Consider the following 14152-nt stretch of genomic DNA (forward strand, 5'->3'; position numbering starts at 1 on the left):
AGGTGCCTTCTACTCGACAAATAGCTAGTTGGGTAGAAATAAAGAAGAAAAAGAGCAATTATAATGTGGGTAAAAAAATAAACTTCGCAACAAATTAATGTCTTGAAGTTTTATCATAAATTATTTCACCGTTTTTCATTATATTATTAGCTAAATTAGTAGGATCGCTGTTGTTAAGCTGATCAGTAGAGTATGGAATAGCTTCAATTGACTCATCAATGTTCCAGGTTAATTTAGATAGTAATTGCAATTCTTTAAGTTTGTGTTTTCCAAAGTCAGGAGAAAATACAGCTAAGTCTATGTCACTATATTCATCAGGGCTTCCATTTGCCCATGAACCATAAAGAACTACTTTACTTACTGTTATATGTTTTTCTAAGGTCTTTATATACTCATTTATTTTGTTTTTAGTCATAGCTTTGTTTCTAGCCATTTGAATAACCTCCTTGTCTTACCAAGAAGTTCAGAGGAATATTTGTAATCCAAATTTTTTAATACTTCAAGTTCTTGATCGGGATATCTAGTGGCAATATTAAGTGGATTTAATTCATGAATTATATTTAGAAGTTCTTCAGAAATTTCATTATCCAATTTTGTTAATTTTACTAATCTAGCTAGATTATGAATACGGGGTGGCATTTCTTGAATTTTGTATGAGTAAATAGCTTTTAACATTTTTTCTATTGTTTGGTGGCACATGAAACCAACATATAGATATCTTTTTGATTTAAGCATTGCTTCAGCTGTTTCCAGATCATATTTTGCAATGTCGGTCCAATAGTTTTCGTTAGACATGAGACTCAGTCCCTTGCTTATTGTTAATTTAATTATAACATGAAAAGAGACAAATGTGAATTATTTGCTAATTATTAAGGTTTGTTATATATTATAACCAAAAGAAATAAGTGTAAACGGGCTACATCAGATAACAAATCAGGAGCAGGAATTTATTTTGCAGATTGATAAGGTAATTGATAATAAAAATGATAAGGAATTAAATAAGCTTATTCTTGAATTAACAAACAGAGCGGAGGAATTCAGAAAGAAATATGTTTTGCAAAGAGTAGGAATATTATAAATTATTATAAATAATATCTGGATAAAATTTAAATCTTTTCTTTCTTTAAAAATAGTATTATAATGGTTATATTCTGCTTTATTTCAAACAAATATAATTTATACTATTTAATCAAGAAAGAAGTGACCTAACTTTGAATCCTATGTTTTCTGACAAAGACTTAAAATGGTTAATTATACCATTGGTGATAGAACAATTTTTAGCTGTAACTGTAGGTATGGCAGATATTATTATGATATCAGGCGCAGGAGAAATTGCTGTTTCAGGAGTATCTCTTGTAGATACAATTAATATTTTATTGATTAATATATTCGCAGCTTTAGCTACTGGTGGGGCTGTTATATCAGCACAATATCTAGGTAAAAAAGACCGGAAAACGGCCTGTATTTCTGCAAACCAACTTTTATTAGTCTCAGGAACTATATCTATCGGTATTATGTTCTTTGCTTTAATTGGTAATAAAATTATTCTGAATGTGATCTTTGGGCAGGTTGATTCTGCGATCATGAAAAATGCCCAGATATACTTCTTCCTTTCTTCATTGTCATATCCCTTTTTAAGTGTCTATAATAGTTCTGCAGCACTATTTCGTGCAATGGGAAACTCTAGAATATCTATGTTTACCTCCTTATGTATGAACATCATAAATATCTTTGGTAATGCTATATTGATTTATGGCTTTGGTATGGGAGTCGAGGGGGTCGGTATTGCTACATTAATATCCCGCATTGTAGCAGCTATTATTATGCTTGTACTTATCCGGATACCTACTTATGATATCTATATTGAAAGTTTTTGTTTGAAATTTGATTTTCAAATTATTAAACAAATTTTGCAGATTGGCATACCCAATAGTTTAGAGAATAGTATGTTTCAGGTAGGAAAAATATTAGTCATGAGTCTAGTTGCCAGCTTTGGTACTGTAGCTATTGCTGCTAATGCAGTATCTAATACAATTGCTGGATTTGCAGTTATACCAGGTATGGCTACAGGACTTTCTTTAATTACAATTATCGGTCAATGTGTTGGTGCTAATGATTATAAACAGGCAGTCTACTATACAAAAAAGATTATGAAAATAACTTTTGCAGCTCTTGCTATTATAAATTGTTTTATTATTATTTTTGTCCCTGCAATTGTCAGTATATATAAGTTAAGTGATGAAACTACAAACCTTACTATACAAATCATACGATATTATAGTATTTGCTGTATCTTTATTTGGCCATTATCCTTTACCTTACCAAATACATTAAGAGCTGCAAATGATGTGAAATTTACAATGATTATTGCAATTATATCTATGTGGACCTGGCGAATTGGGTTTAGTTATATTTTGGGAAATACCTTTGGACTTGGCGTATTTGGTATCTGGGTTGCAATGACTATTGATTGGTTATTTAGAGGAATTTGTCTTACAGGAAGATTTTTTAAGGGTACTTGGAAAGATAAAGAGATTATTTCTCGTATTAAATCTGATACTTTCTAGTTTTTTTAAGTTACAGAAGGTTTGAACATAGGGTTGCTTTGAATTATCTAGCAAAGCAAGAATAAAATCTAATGAGAATGAGATTTTAAAATAATATAGGAACAAAACAGGGAAAGAATCAAAAATCTTTAGTTTGAAAGGGTGTTAAAAATATATATTTCTAAAAAAATTCATCTTATAATTGCATTAATATTAATAGTTATATTAAGTGCATTTTTGGTAATGAAGGGAGATTATCTTTTTATGAAAAAAATATATAGTTCAGAAGTAAAATCCGAACTTGAGAAGACAGTTTTAAATAATCAGCCTTTTACAAAAGATGATATTGTATCACTACCAGCTCCTGTACAGAGGTATTTTAGATATTGTGGTTATATAGGTAAAAAGAAGATGTCAAATGCTAAAATTGTTTTAGAGGACGTTGACTTTATAAGTAACGGTAAACAGTTAAAATTAAGATCAGAACAGTATAATTTTGTTTCTGAACCTGCACGAATAGCGTACCTGAGTTCAAAAGTTATGGGAATAATTCCATTTGAGGGTAGAGATAAATATCAAAACGGGAAAGGTTCTATGATTGGGAAACTGATGAAAATAATAACTCTATTTGATGTAACAGGACCTAAGATGGATCAGTCTGCTTTAGTTACTTTTTTAGCTGAGGCACTTATTGTCCCTAATGTTGCACTACAAGATTATATTAAATGGGAAGAAATAGACAGTAATAAGGCAAAAGCAATTATGAATTATGGTGGAATAAAGGTTGAAGGAATCTTTACTTTTAATGATAAAGGCGAATTTATTAAGTTTGAGACAAATGATCGTTATATGGATAAGGGTAATGGGGTAATAGAAAAAGAGAGATGGACAGCTAAAGTAGAAAATTATATAGAAAAAAATGGTATCAGAATTCCAGGCAGAATGAAAGGCATATGGAATTTAAGTAAGAACGACCTGGTATATTTTGATGGTAATATTACTGAAATAAATTTTGATAATAGTAATGTTTGAAAAATGAAATAATATCTTTACCCTTCATAGAGTCATTACCCCCTCTAGTTTAGATCCTAATATAAAAAGGAGTAAAAGTTATAGCTGTAGATCAATCTGTTAAGATGCTTAATAAAATTAGAGATAAGTTTGGAGATAAAGGAGATATCGAATGTCGAGGGGGAAAATTTGAAGAGTTGCCTATAGAAGGTGAATCAGTCGATTACGTTTTTGCAAATATGTTTTTACATCATGTAAGCTCTCCTACTAATACTGACTTATGTTAGATTTATAATTTATCTGAGAACAGGAGCATTATCGGAGACGTCGCGAATCTCAGGGACGTATGTGAAAGTGTCAGCTGAGCAAAACAAATGAGAAAAAGGTGGGGATGAACATGAATTATGAATGGTTGGATGAATATTTATTATCAAAATTAGGAGTTACTAAAGATTTTAAAGAAGAATGGGAATGGGATAGGTATCTGTTAAATGGTAAGATGATTGCTGCAATATGTACTGATAAGACAGGCAAAGAGATAATCACATTAAAATGTGAACCATCATTTGGTGAGGAACTACGTATTCAGTATGAAGATATCATACCTGGCTATTATATGAATAAGGTTCATTGGAATTCTGTGTACTTAGAAGGTGAAGTCCCTGATGAAGTAATAAAGGATATGATTGACCAATCATATGAATTAATATTTAACAAATTAAGTAAGAAGATGCAAAATGAAATAAGGAATGGTGATAAAAATGATTGAATCAAGATGTGGAATTTTGTGTAGTGAATGTAGTTATAGCGAGGAGATGGATTGTAAAGGTTGTATTAGCATTAAAAAGCTTTTTTGGGGTGAAAGTTAAAGTAATTCATTAAGGCCCGTACAACTTTAAAGGCCTTATTTGTCTGATTACGGAAGTGAGTATTCTTGAGGAGCCCGGTGTGGTAGTTCCGCACGCCGGGATCTGAGCGGTGGTGACTGGGCAACTGGTAATTCTACCGTAACGCTGTAAGATGATATAATTTCAGAGTATAGAATTAGGGTCTATAAAATGTAGTTAAAGTTATCAAAATAGCTATTAATTTAGTAAAGATTATTTATAAACAATGAGAAGACAAATTTGAAGTTGGAGGTTTATCGTGAAAAAATGGTATGATGAGGAATATGAATGGGAAATCGAGGTAATAGGGTTTCTGCGTGGTGACCACACAGAGCGGTATTGCCGAAATGGCGAGGAAGTCGGGGATAAGTATACCTGCACCTATGGCTGTCCTGTAAATGCAAATGGACAGGGTATTTGCTCCAAAGCAATGATGATTATGTTTCCAATCATGGAGGCTGTCAGAAGTGGTGGAGATTTAGAGAATATTGGCGGAACTAGCAAATATAGCAAAGATATTGTATGTCCAGATGGTTGCGTTATATTCAGGCTGACGGCAAAGAAACTTGGGAATGAGAATTTTTATAAGGGAAAGTTTTTCGATTAGCTTTAATTTTTATTGTATTCAGTTGAAGATAGTCGAAATATTCATTTGATAGGTTGATTGATGAGGTATATCAATAATATATTAGGCCCCTACTTCGGGGAGCTATTGATTGATATATCTAGTTGGAAATATGGTTTTGTTTTCTATTTTAAATAAAAAAATAATTTGAGGAACATTAGCAGATAAAAAGCTAGGAAAATGTTGCATTTTAATGTTTATATCTACAGCTTTTATTGATATAATAGAAATATAAAGGACAAAGGTTAGGAGGTAATAGCTGTGGCTAATCAGAAAATAAGTATAGATATTGATAATTTAATCAAGAAAATCAGTCAGGAAATAGCTGCTGAAGAAATAATCTTATTTGGTTCACATGCTTATGGAATACCAAATGAAGACAGTGATATAGATTTATGTATTCTTTCTAAACTAAACGGTAAACGCAAACTAGATCTAATGAGAAAGGCCAGAAAAGCAATTATACCTCTTACTTCAAGACCGGTAGATCTCCTGGTCTATGATCAGAATGACTTCTATGATAGAGCAAATATCGCTTCAACTCTGGAGTTTAAGATAAAAAATGAAGGGGTTAAAGTCTATGGACAATAGGGAAATAGCTCAGGAATGGTTTGAATTAGCTGATTATGATTTACAATCAGCTGTTTTCTTACTTAAAATGAAGCCCAAACCCCTAGAGATAATGGCATATCATTGCCAGCAATCTGTAGAGAAATATTTAAAAGGATTTCTGGCTTTTCATGGAGGTCAAATTAAAAAAACACAGACTTAATATTCTTAAATAAGGAATGTCAGAAATATGATGCTTTATTTAAGAATATTATAGATGAATGTATAAATCTAACTGATTATGGAGTTCAGGTGAGTCCCTTTCATATTGATATCGAAGAAGAAGATGTTAAATTGGCCATAAAAGATGCCAAAAAGATAAAAATTTTTGTTTTGGCTAAGATAGCTGATTAGGAAAAATTATGTATAGGATAGATTTAAAAAATAATATTAGTAGCTTGCACCCTGGCATCTCATGATCCAGGGTTTAATTGTTTTTGATCCACTTTATTTCATAACCAAGAATATCTGCAATTTCCTTTACTTCACTGTATTTAATAGTTTCCTGTCTAATCTTATTACTTAGATTTTGCAGTGTTTTATTAATATTATATCTTTTATTCAACTCTTTTGCCTGTCCACCCAGATTTAACTATTATTGCCTTTTAATATTATATCTTCTGCTTTAAAAAAAGTAAAATACTTTAAGTAAAATAGATTCAAAAATAAACTTGACAATTTAAAGTAATTAGTTTCATATTAAATTATAAACTGTAATTAAATTATAAAGAGGAGGCTGATAAATTGGCTAAAAAATTATTAAGTGGAACAATACTTGGAGACTATTGTTAGACGAAATACTATGATATTTTATAATTTTATAAACATGACATACTGTAGTCGGGTTTAACGTGATATATTTAATGTATAAACAAAAATCGTTACAAATAATGGAGGAGAGGGAATGAAAAACAAATTAATTTATGAAAATTGCTATATATATGTTCTGGATACTCTATCTGATTGGGAAATAGCATTCTTAACTGCGGAATTAAATAGTCGTCGATATTTTAATAAAAATAAAAAGACAGAACTTATTATGATTGGAAACACTTTAAAACCCATAAAAACAATGGGTGGAATAACTATTACACCTGATAAGGATATTAATAATATCGAATTCCAGGAAGGAGATATACTTATCCTTCCTGGAGCAGATACTTGGATGGATGATAAAAACAAGGAAATATTAAATATAGTGTCAGATGTGATTAATAGGAAAGTCATAATTGCAGCAATTTGTGGTGCTACAGTAGCATTAGCTCAAATTGGCTTATTAGATAATAGAAAGCACACAAGTAATGATAAGGATTTTCTGAAAATGTTTAGCCCTAATTATAAAGGGAGTTCTCATTATATAAATGCTCCAACAGTGGTAGATGATAATTTAATAACTGCTACAGGACTTGCTCCGTTGGAATTCTCATACGAAATATTTAAAAAGATAAATGTAATGAAAAAGGATACATTAGAAGCATGGTATCAATTATATAAAACTAAACAACCTAAATATTTTTACAGTTTAATGGAAACATTGAAATAATTGTAAGCGCCAATTCTAGCACACATTCACAGCAAGCAATTATTATGAGATAATCTCCCTGAAGGGAGGTAATCTACAAATGAATGATAAAAGAGCATACTGGATGAAACACTATCAAGCTTATCAGTTCCAAAATGGTGTAAAAAAATGGCATTCCTGCTAATACTCTCAGGTACTGGATTAAAAAATTTAAAGATGAAAATAAACAGACAAAACTTAGAAAGACTCAGTGGGTGTCTGTTGCTTCTGCCCCATCAATTGCTGATCAGTTTCAACATCTAAAGGTTACCATTGGTAATTCAACAATTGAGGTGCCAAAAGGGATTGACCCAACTACATTTGAAACCATAGTCAGGATTCTTAAGGATCAATGTTAAATCAACATCATATCAATAAGGTGTACTTAGCCCTAGGGCCTACTGATCTTAGGAAATCAATCAATGGCCTATCCTTAATAGTTCAGGAGAGCTTTAAGCTCAATCCCTTTTCTCATGACCTCTTTGTCTTCTGTAACAGAAAGCAGGAAAAGCTCAAGATTTTGGAATGGGATAATAATGGTTTCTGGTTACACTACAAACGTACACTACAAACGCCTGGAAAAAAGCAGATTCAGATGGCTTGATGGTACTACTGGCTCTACAGTAATGATTGATGAAAGACAATTCAGGTGGTTACTTGATGGTTTATCTATTCATCAAAAAGGTGCTCATCCTGCCGTTAAAGAAAGAATAATCATCTAAAACAAACTTTAGATAAAAGCCTCAAAAATATTGTAAAACCAGAGCTTTTATGCTTAATTTTAGTATCTTTTTTCTCCTTAAAATGATATAATAAATTTATGAAAACTACTGATAAATCAACGACTATACAAGTTAATAAAGAAGAAAATAAAGAGCTATCTTTAGAAAATAAAATGCAATACAGGCTCAACAAATTGAAGAATTGACAGCTAAATTAAACTGGTATTGAGGAACAATACGTGAAGTTTATTGTTAGGCGACATGTGGCTTTCTTATGGATGCATCATTAAAAAACAAATTTAATATGGTGTAAAATATATATGTATAAAAATTACTAGTAATGAGGTGATTATTTATAATGATTATTGAGACTAAGAGATTATATTTAAGAGAATTAATCCCTGAAGATAAGACTAATTTAATGAAAGTCCTATCTGATCCAGAATCAATGGTATATTATCCTCACCCATTTAGTGAAAAAGAAGTAGAAAACTGGATTTACTGGAATATAGAAAATTATAAAAAATATCAGCATGGATTATGGGCAGTTATAGTAAAAAAGGGTAAAGTTTTTATTGGAGATTGTGGTATCACAATGCAGAATATTGGAAATGAAACTGTACCAGAGATAGGTTTTCATATTATTAAGGAATATTGTAACAAAGGATTCGCAACAGAGGCTGCTATGGCTTGTAAAGAATATGCTTTTAAAACCTTAAATTTTCCTAAGATATTTTCATATACAACAATTAAAAATGTTCCATCTCAGAAAGTAGCTGAAAAGATTGGTATGCAGAATTATAAATACTTTGATAAAAATGGAGAAAAACAGATTGTTCAAGTTGCATATCTGAATTAACTATAAATATTATAAAGAAGAACTTTTGATAGTTTATAGCTAGGGCTTGCCACACGTCGCCTAACAAATCAGGAGTATTTCCGCAATTGCAAGAAAGCAAAAGCCCAAACAAATTTTTAAAAGATTTCATTTGAGCTTGAAATCTTGAGTTTACTATATTATCTAGCGGACGAGTAAATTCGAGACTTGGAGGATAACTATTATGATTGATATTGTATTTAGCGAAAGTGCTTGTGGAAGTCTTAAAGTGGCACAACACTATGGCAAAGGAAAATATCAAGATGGGTGTATTGGCGTTTTCGTTAGTCACACTGATGGAAGCAAGCCAACCAAAGAGGAAGTTGAAACTGCCAGGCGAGAAGCAAAGGAAAAGGCACGCTTGGCGTGGGAGAGTGCTACCCCTTTGGGTGGTAAAACAACAGACATCTATGGATTCAATTTGGTGTTAAGCATCGGAGATATTTCGGAAAATCAGCCTGGTATCAAGCGCAAACAGACGTTGGAACACTTATACAGCGTTTATCCGAATAATGAGGGGCATCAGGCAGCAGATGAAATACTTAACAGGGCAAATGAAGATCTAAAAATGGTTCAGGAACGTGCAGTAGCAGGAGAAGTCCTTCGAATCTGGTACAGCAATCAGCCTGATGAAATGTGTGGATTTTATTGGTTCATGGGGCAGTTGAATCAATGGAAAGTGCATGGCGGACAGGTTTTTATCGTCAAACTCCCAGAATGGGAAGTTGACAATAAAGAAAATATTGTACGAAAAAATAGCTGGGGTGAAGTGGCTCCGGAAGAGTGGCATCGGTATCTTGCCTTGCAAAAGTCTGTGGTAGCAGTATTTATACAAAGCTGTGCATCTCATTGGAAGGAGCTTCAAGTAGAGAACGCACCTTTACGAGCCATACTGAATGGACAGTTGGTTAGTGCGTCAGAAAAACTTTATGACGACTTTATTATTCAGGAAATCGCAGCAGAAGGCGAAGAATTTCAGGAAGCAATGATTGTTGGACGAGTACTTGGTAAATACCAACTTGGGATTAGTGATTCATGGGTAGCATTCCGTATAGAAGAAATGCTTCATGAAGGAAAACTTGAGGTTGTAACTACGTTTACTAAAGATATGCCGAGCTATCATCGAGTGTTGAAAAATGTACTCTCAAATTATAAGCATATATAGGAACATAACAAATTTCAATTTGTTTACGCAACCTTAGAATCAAAAAACTTTTCAAAATGCTCAATATGCCTCAGGTAACAATCTTGAGTACTACTACTAAAATTCCTTAATTTCATGTTTTGAATCATTTTTTCTTTAAAATCTGTCATTAAAACCCCCTATGTGTTAGGATAGTTGTCGTACGGAGTAAAATCTGTGTATAATAAAAGTAACGACAATAAATCCTAAGGAGAATTAATATGCCCCAAAAAACATATTCAAAAAAATTAAAGGAATCTGTATTCAAAAGACTTGCTCCACCGAATGCTGAGAAAGTGCCTGATTTAGCTAAAGAGTTGAATATTCCTGTAAATACTCTTTACACCTGGAGAGCCAAAGTTTTAAAGGAAAGCTCTCCTACCAGTAAAAAATCACGTAAATGGACATCTAAAGATAAATTCCAGGCTGTTTTAGAAACTGCTAGTCTTTCTGAACTTGAAACTTCTAAATACTGCCGAGAAAAAGGTATTCATGTTGAAGAATTAAAGAACTGGGTTAAACAATGCCAGAATGCCAATGATACTAGCTTTGAAGATCCAAAAGAACTAAAAGATAGTCTTAAAAATAAACAGCATAAGATTAAAAAACTTCAAAAAGAATTAAGACATAAAGAGAAAGCTCTGGCTGAAACTGCAGCCTTACTGGTACTAAGAAAAAAGGCAGATGCGATTTGGGGGGACCACGAGGAAGAATGATCAGTACCTCAGATCGCAAAAAAGCAGTAAAGCTGATCAATGAAGCAAAAGAAAATGGTGCTCGATTAGAACCAGCCTGTCAAGAGCTTGGTATTAGCTCTCGCACCTATCAGAGATGGACTCAAGATGATTCAGTTAAAAAGGATCAGAGACCATTAATAGAAAGAGATACTCCTAAAAATAAATTAACTGATGAAGAACGAAAAGAAATAATTAAAGTAGCTAATAGTAAAGAATTTGCTGATTTACCACCATCACAGATAGTTCCTAAACTAGCTGATCAGGGTAAATATATTGCTTCAGAATCAACCTTCTACAGAGTATTAAATGAAGAGAAATTAAATACTCATAGAAGTAAGTCTAAAGAACCAGTAAAAAGAGAAATTCCAACTCATATAGCTACTGCTCCAAATCAGGTATGGACCTGGGATATTACCTGGATCAATGCTTTTATCAAGGGAAAATTCTTTAAGCTTTATTTAATTGTTGATATGTTTAGCAGGCTCATTATTACTCATGAAGTCTGGGAAACAGAAAATGCTGAGTACTCTAAAAAACTAATTAGAAAAGCTATTCTATCTCAAGGTCTAGCGGCAAAAACTAATGATAAACCACTGGTACTGCATTCTGATAATGGCAGTCCCATGAAAGCAGCAACATTTATAGCAACACTAGAAAAGTTAGGGGTTCAAAGTTCATTCTCAAGACCAAGAGTTAGTAATGATAATCCCTATTCTGAGTCACTATTTAAAACAATGAAGTACAGGCCTGTTTACCCTAATAGAGGCTTTAAAGATCTACTTGAGGCTAGAGAATGGGTCTCTAAGTTTGTTCATTGGTACAATCATAAGCACTTACACAGTGGAATTAATTTTATAACGCCCTATCAGAGACATTATGGGCTTGACATAAATATAGTTAAAGAACGCACTGAAACATATGAAAAAGCAAAGGCAGTACATCCAGAAAGATGGTCAGGAAATCAGAGACTGGTCTCTTCCTGAATATGTAACATTAAATCCTATGAAAGAAGATGAAGTTAAAAAATACCTCAATCAACAAAGCTCCTAACTGGAGTCCTGAGAAATGGATATTCAAAGATTTTTTTTAACTAAATACGACAACTTACTTGACAAACTCCGAACCACATCTCCTTTGGATAATTTGTAAGATTATTTTATACGAAGATGTGGTTATATCAAATACATATTGAAAGATTAGTATGATTTCAATTGGGGAAAGCCACTGCGTAGCAGTTTTGTTCAACATGGGATTTAAGATTCCGCTACGTTTCATCCAAATTCATTCGGTAAAGGTGGTCGCCCTAAACCTCATGAACTTCTTAAATCCCTGGTACGTTAGGCAAAAGACCATGAATATAATACAGGAGTGTGAAAGATATGAGTGAGGGTTCTATAATTTCTGAAACAAAGGAACCAATTACAATAAATAGTTTATACCAAGATTTAATAAAACTTGGGGTTAATCGTGGTGATATCTTATTAGTTCATTCATCCTTATCAAGTTTAGGATGGGTATGCGGTGGTGCACAATCTGTTATAACTGCAATAATGAATGTCTTAGGAAAAGAAGGGACATTAGTTATGCCAGCTCATAGCGGAGATTGGAGTGATCCAGAAGAATGGAAAAATCCTCCTGTTCCCAAAGAATGGATAGATATAATATATGAAAATATGCCAGCATTTGAACCTGATAAAACACCAACAAGAGGAATGGGATGTATTGCAGAATTATTTAGAACATTTCCTAATACATTAAGGTCAGATCATCCACAAGTATCATTTTCTGCTAATGGTAAGTATGCAAAAGAAATTGTTGAGGAACATTTTTTAACACCACAGTTAGGTATGAAATCACCTCTAGGAAAGATATATGAATTAGGAGCAAAAGTTCTATTGTTGGGAGTGGGATATGATTCGTGCACTAGTTTTCATCTTTCAGAATCATATATAGAAGAAATGCCCATGAAACGCGTAGGCACTGCAATGTTAGATAAGGGCAAAAAAGTTTGGAGATGGTTTGATGACTATGATTATAATTCAGATGATTTTGAACTAATTGGGCAAAATTTTGAAGAAAATATTATAGTACATAAAGGTAAAGTTGGTAATGCAAACTGTAAGTTATTTGATATAAAAGATGGGGTGGATTATGCAAAATCATGGTTAAGAAAATATAGATTTTCTAAATAGATATTAGATTAAGAGTTTTTATGGATTTAAACGTGGGCCATGGTCCATCGCCTAACAGCAAGGTTTACGGTATGTGAAATATTTGCGTGGATAAAAAAATGAAAGGTTGGTAATAATGTTGTGGGAAAATATAAAGTAGTCAATTTATCTAAAAGTGAGATGGATGATTATTTATGTTGTCTAAAAACTTGGGATGAGGAATTTTATTCAGCAAGAAAACGGAGATGGTATAATAAGAAGGTAAGAAAAGGACTTTGTGTAAAGATTATTAAGGATGAAAAAGAAAATGTTCTAGGAATGGTTCAATATTTACCAGCAGAAGAATCATTTGTTGAGGGAGAAGATGTTTATCTTATCCAATGCATATGGATTCAAGGATATGATAAGGGTACTGGAAATGTTCAAAAAAGAGGTTTAGGTACATTACTTCTTAATGCTGTTGAAAAAGATGTAAAAGATAAAGGAGCAAATGCACTTATAGCTTGGGGAATGTCATTTGAAGAATGGATGCCTGCTTCTTGGTATATAAAACATGGATATACTGAGATTGATAGGGATGGAATAAGAATATTAGTTTGGAAAACATTTAAGGATGATGTTGCAAAACCTAAATTTATTAAACCAAAAAAATTACCGGATACAATTAAAGATAAAGTTTTAGTTAATGTATTTAATGACGGATGGTGTCAAGATCTTAATATTGAAAGTGATTTAACTAAGAAAATTGTTAAAGAGTATGGAGAAAAGGTTGTATATAAAGAATATGATACATCTGATAAAAAAGTTTTAAAAGAATGGGGTATAGATAATGCTATTTTAGTGGATAAAGAGTGGCTTACATTTGGACCTTATTCAGTTGAAGAGCAATTGCGAGAATTAATAGAAGAAAAAATAAAGCAGCTGAGACTTCTTTTTTAAAAAAAGCAAGGAATTTACCTCTAAACTATTAGCCTGTTGTTTAAGAACCCACTGTTCTCGTTCAATACCCTGGCATTTAGGACAATGCCTATTACGACAGGTGAAGCAAAGGGAGAGAGATTTAAAGTAACTTGAGGTTACCTGAGGTATAAAGTGAAATTAAAAGAATTTATAATGATATTTTGCAATAACTATTTACACAAATTTAATTACGCTCCTTATATTAACGAAAAAAGCCATGATTATTATAATTTTATCATGGCTTTTCTTTAACTATTCTTATT

21 protein-coding genes and 2 pseudogenes are annotated in these 14152 nt (G+C 32.3%); 18 read left to right on the forward strand and 5 right to left on the reverse strand.

Going from position 1 to position 14152, the window contains the following annotated elements; genetic code table 11:
* Positions 1 to 94 precede the first annotated feature (94 nt).
* Entirely contained in the window at positions 95 to 433 is a 339-nt protein-coding gene (locus GM661_RS07210; protein ID WP_125989587.1) for a nucleotidyltransferase domain-containing protein, read from the reverse strand.
* A complete protein-coding gene (locus GM661_RS07215) occupies positions 412 to 795 on the reverse strand; it encodes a HEPN domain-containing protein (protein ID WP_125989589.1) in 384 nt (127 codons plus the stop codon). The genes GM661_RS07210 and GM661_RS07215 overlap by 22 nt, the downstream gene beginning before the upstream one ends.
* A 157-nt stretch (positions 796 to 952) precedes the next feature.
* On the opposite strand from GM661_RS07215, the gene GM661_RS18920 reads away from it, so the two are divergent.
* From GM661_RS18920 to GM661_RS07245, 9 genes and pseudogenes are all read left to right on the forward strand, one after another.
* Entirely contained in the window at positions 953 to 1078 is a 126-nt protein-coding gene (locus tag GM661_RS18920) for a hypothetical protein (RefSeq protein ID WP_269059913.1), read from the forward strand.
* Between the two features lie 142 nt (positions 1079 to 1220).
* Complete coding sequence (locus GM661_RS07220) at positions 1221 to 2567, forward strand: MATE family efflux transporter (RefSeq protein ID WP_230869770.1); 1347 nt, start codon at positions 1221 to 1223, stop codon at positions 2565 to 2567.
* A 243-nt stretch (positions 2568 to 2810) separates the two neighbouring features.
* The gene (locus GM661_RS07225; RefSeq protein WP_230869405.1) at positions 2811 to 3578 is read left to right on the forward strand and encodes a DUF6544 family protein; all 768 of its coding nucleotides are present in this window, start codon (positions 2811 to 2813) and stop codon (positions 3576 to 3578) included.
* An 80-nt stretch (positions 3579 to 3658) separates the two neighbouring features.
* Positions 3659 to 3844, forward strand: a complete 186-nt coding sequence (locus GM661_RS19130; RefSeq protein WP_407929651.1) for a class I SAM-dependent methyltransferase — start codon at positions 3659 to 3661, stop codon at positions 3842 to 3844.
* A 110-nt stretch (positions 3845 to 3954) separates the two neighbouring features.
* Positions 3955 to 4326 (forward strand): MmcQ/YjbR family DNA-binding protein, encoded by a 372-nt coding sequence (locus tag GM661_RS07230; protein ID WP_230869406.1) that lies wholly within the window; start codon positions 3955 to 3957, stop codon positions 4324 to 4326.
* Positions 4319 to 4423, forward strand: a pseudogene (locus GM661_RS19135) (DUF3795 domain-containing protein); the annotation flags it as partial. The gene GM661_RS07230 and the pseudogene GM661_RS19135, both read left to right, overlap by 8 nt.
* A gap of 280 nt (positions 4424 to 4703) precedes the next feature.
* Positions 4704 to 5051: a TIGR04076 family protein gene (locus GM661_RS07235; protein WP_230869407.1), complete on the forward strand. Its 348-nt coding sequence runs from the start codon at positions 4704 to 4706 to the stop codon at positions 5049 to 5051.
* A 279-nt stretch (positions 5052 to 5330) separates the two neighbouring features.
* Positions 5331 to 5660 carry a nucleotidyltransferase domain-containing protein gene (locus GM661_RS07240; RefSeq protein WP_164522202.1) on the forward strand — a complete coding sequence of 110 codons (330 nt, stop codon included), beginning with the start codon at positions 5331 to 5333 and terminating at the stop codon, positions 5658 to 5660.
* A complete protein-coding gene (locus GM661_RS07245; protein WP_230869408.1) occupies positions 5650 to 5841 on the forward strand; it encodes a HEPN domain-containing protein in 192 nt (63 codons plus the stop codon). The genes GM661_RS07240 and GM661_RS07245 overlap by 11 nt, the downstream gene beginning before the upstream one ends.
* 264 nt (positions 5842 to 6105) lie before the next feature.
* Here the strand turns inward: GM661_RS07245 and GM661_RS07250 are convergent, their stop codons facing one another.
* On the reverse strand, positions 6106 to 6243 hold the full coding sequence (locus tag GM661_RS07250) for a hypothetical protein (protein ID WP_230869409.1): 138 nt from the start codon (positions 6241 to 6243) through the stop codon (positions 6106 to 6108).
* A gap of 339 nt (positions 6244 to 6582) precedes the next feature.
* Between GM661_RS07250 and GM661_RS07255 the strand changes: the two genes are divergently transcribed.
* The 6 genes from GM661_RS07255 to GM661_RS07275 all read left to right on the forward strand — a co-directional run bounded on the left by GM661_RS07255 (position 6583) and on the right by GM661_RS07275 (position 10003).
* Positions 6583 to 7221 carry a type 1 glutamine amidotransferase family protein gene (locus tag GM661_RS07255; RefSeq protein ID WP_230869410.1) on the forward strand — a complete coding sequence of 213 codons (639 nt, stop codon included), beginning with the start codon at positions 6583 to 6585 and terminating at the stop codon, positions 7219 to 7221.
* A gap of 233 nt (positions 7222 to 7454) precedes the next feature.
* Positions 7455 to 7598, forward strand: coding sequence for a hypothetical protein (locus tag GM661_RS07260; protein ID WP_230869411.1), 144 nt, complete (start codon positions 7455 to 7457; stop codon positions 7596 to 7598).
* Positions 7592 to 7843 carry an IS66 family insertion sequence element accessory protein TnpB gene (tnpB, locus tag GM661_RS19140; RefSeq protein WP_407929621.1) on the forward strand — a complete coding sequence of 84 codons (252 nt, stop codon included), beginning with the start codon at positions 7592 to 7594 and terminating at the stop codon, positions 7841 to 7843. Before GM661_RS07260 ends, tnpB (GM661_RS19140) begins: the two co-directional genes overlap by 7 nt.
* Positions 7776 to 7961, forward strand: a complete 186-nt coding sequence (gene tnpB / locus GM661_RS18925) for an IS66 family insertion sequence element accessory protein TnpB (protein WP_269059914.1) — start codon at positions 7776 to 7778, stop codon at positions 7959 to 7961. The genes tnpB (GM661_RS19140) and tnpB (GM661_RS18925) overlap by 68 nt, the downstream gene beginning before the upstream one ends.
* A gap of 355 nt (positions 7962 to 8316) precedes the next feature.
* On the forward strand, positions 8317 to 8820 hold the full coding sequence (locus tag GM661_RS07270; RefSeq protein ID WP_407929652.1) for a GNAT family N-acetyltransferase: 504 nt from the start codon (positions 8317 to 8319) through the stop codon (positions 8818 to 8820).
* Between the two features lie 202 nt (positions 8821 to 9022).
* Complete coding sequence (locus GM661_RS07275) at positions 9023 to 10003, forward strand: DUF3658 domain-containing protein (protein WP_230869413.1); 981 nt, start codon at positions 9023 to 9025, stop codon at positions 10001 to 10003.
* 23 nt (positions 10004 to 10026) lie between these two features.
* On the opposite strand, the gene GM661_RS18930 is transcribed toward GM661_RS07275, so the two are convergent.
* Positions 10027 to 10152 (reverse strand): hypothetical protein, encoded by a 126-nt coding sequence (locus tag GM661_RS18930; protein ID WP_269059915.1) that lies wholly within the window; start codon positions 10150 to 10152, stop codon positions 10027 to 10029.
* A gap of 90 nt (positions 10153 to 10242) precedes the next feature.
* Between GM661_RS18930 and GM661_RS19145 the strand changes: the two are divergent.
* From GM661_RS19145 to GM661_RS07295, 3 genes and pseudogenes are all read left to right on the forward strand, one after another.
* Positions 10243 to 11808: pseudogene (locus GM661_RS19145) on the forward strand (IS3 family transposase).
* A 329-nt stretch (positions 11809 to 12137) separates the two neighbouring features.
* On the forward strand, positions 12138 to 12950 hold the full coding sequence (locus tag GM661_RS07290; RefSeq protein ID WP_230869416.1) for an aminoglycoside N(3)-acetyltransferase: 813 nt from the start codon (positions 12138 to 12140) through the stop codon (positions 12948 to 12950).
* A 120-nt stretch (positions 12951 to 13070) separates the two neighbouring features.
* Positions 13071 to 13868 carry a GNAT family N-acetyltransferase gene (locus GM661_RS07295; protein ID WP_230869417.1) on the forward strand — a complete coding sequence of 266 codons (798 nt, stop codon included), beginning with the start codon at positions 13071 to 13073 and terminating at the stop codon, positions 13866 to 13868.
* Here the strand turns inward: GM661_RS07295 and GM661_RS19150 are convergent.
* Positions 13827 to 14018 (reverse strand): transposase zinc-binding domain-containing protein, encoded by a 192-nt coding sequence (locus GM661_RS19150; RefSeq protein WP_407929653.1) that lies wholly within the window; start codon positions 14016 to 14018, stop codon positions 13827 to 13829. The two genes, GM661_RS07295 and GM661_RS19150, sit on opposite strands and share 42 nt — an antisense overlap.
* Between the last annotated feature and the right edge of the window lie 134 nt (positions 14019 to 14152).

The organism is Iocasia fonsfrigidae, assembly GCF_017751145.1.
GTDB classification, from domain to species: domain Bacteria; phylum Bacillota; class Halanaerobiia; order Halanaerobiales; family DTU029; genus Iocasia; species Iocasia fonsfrigidae.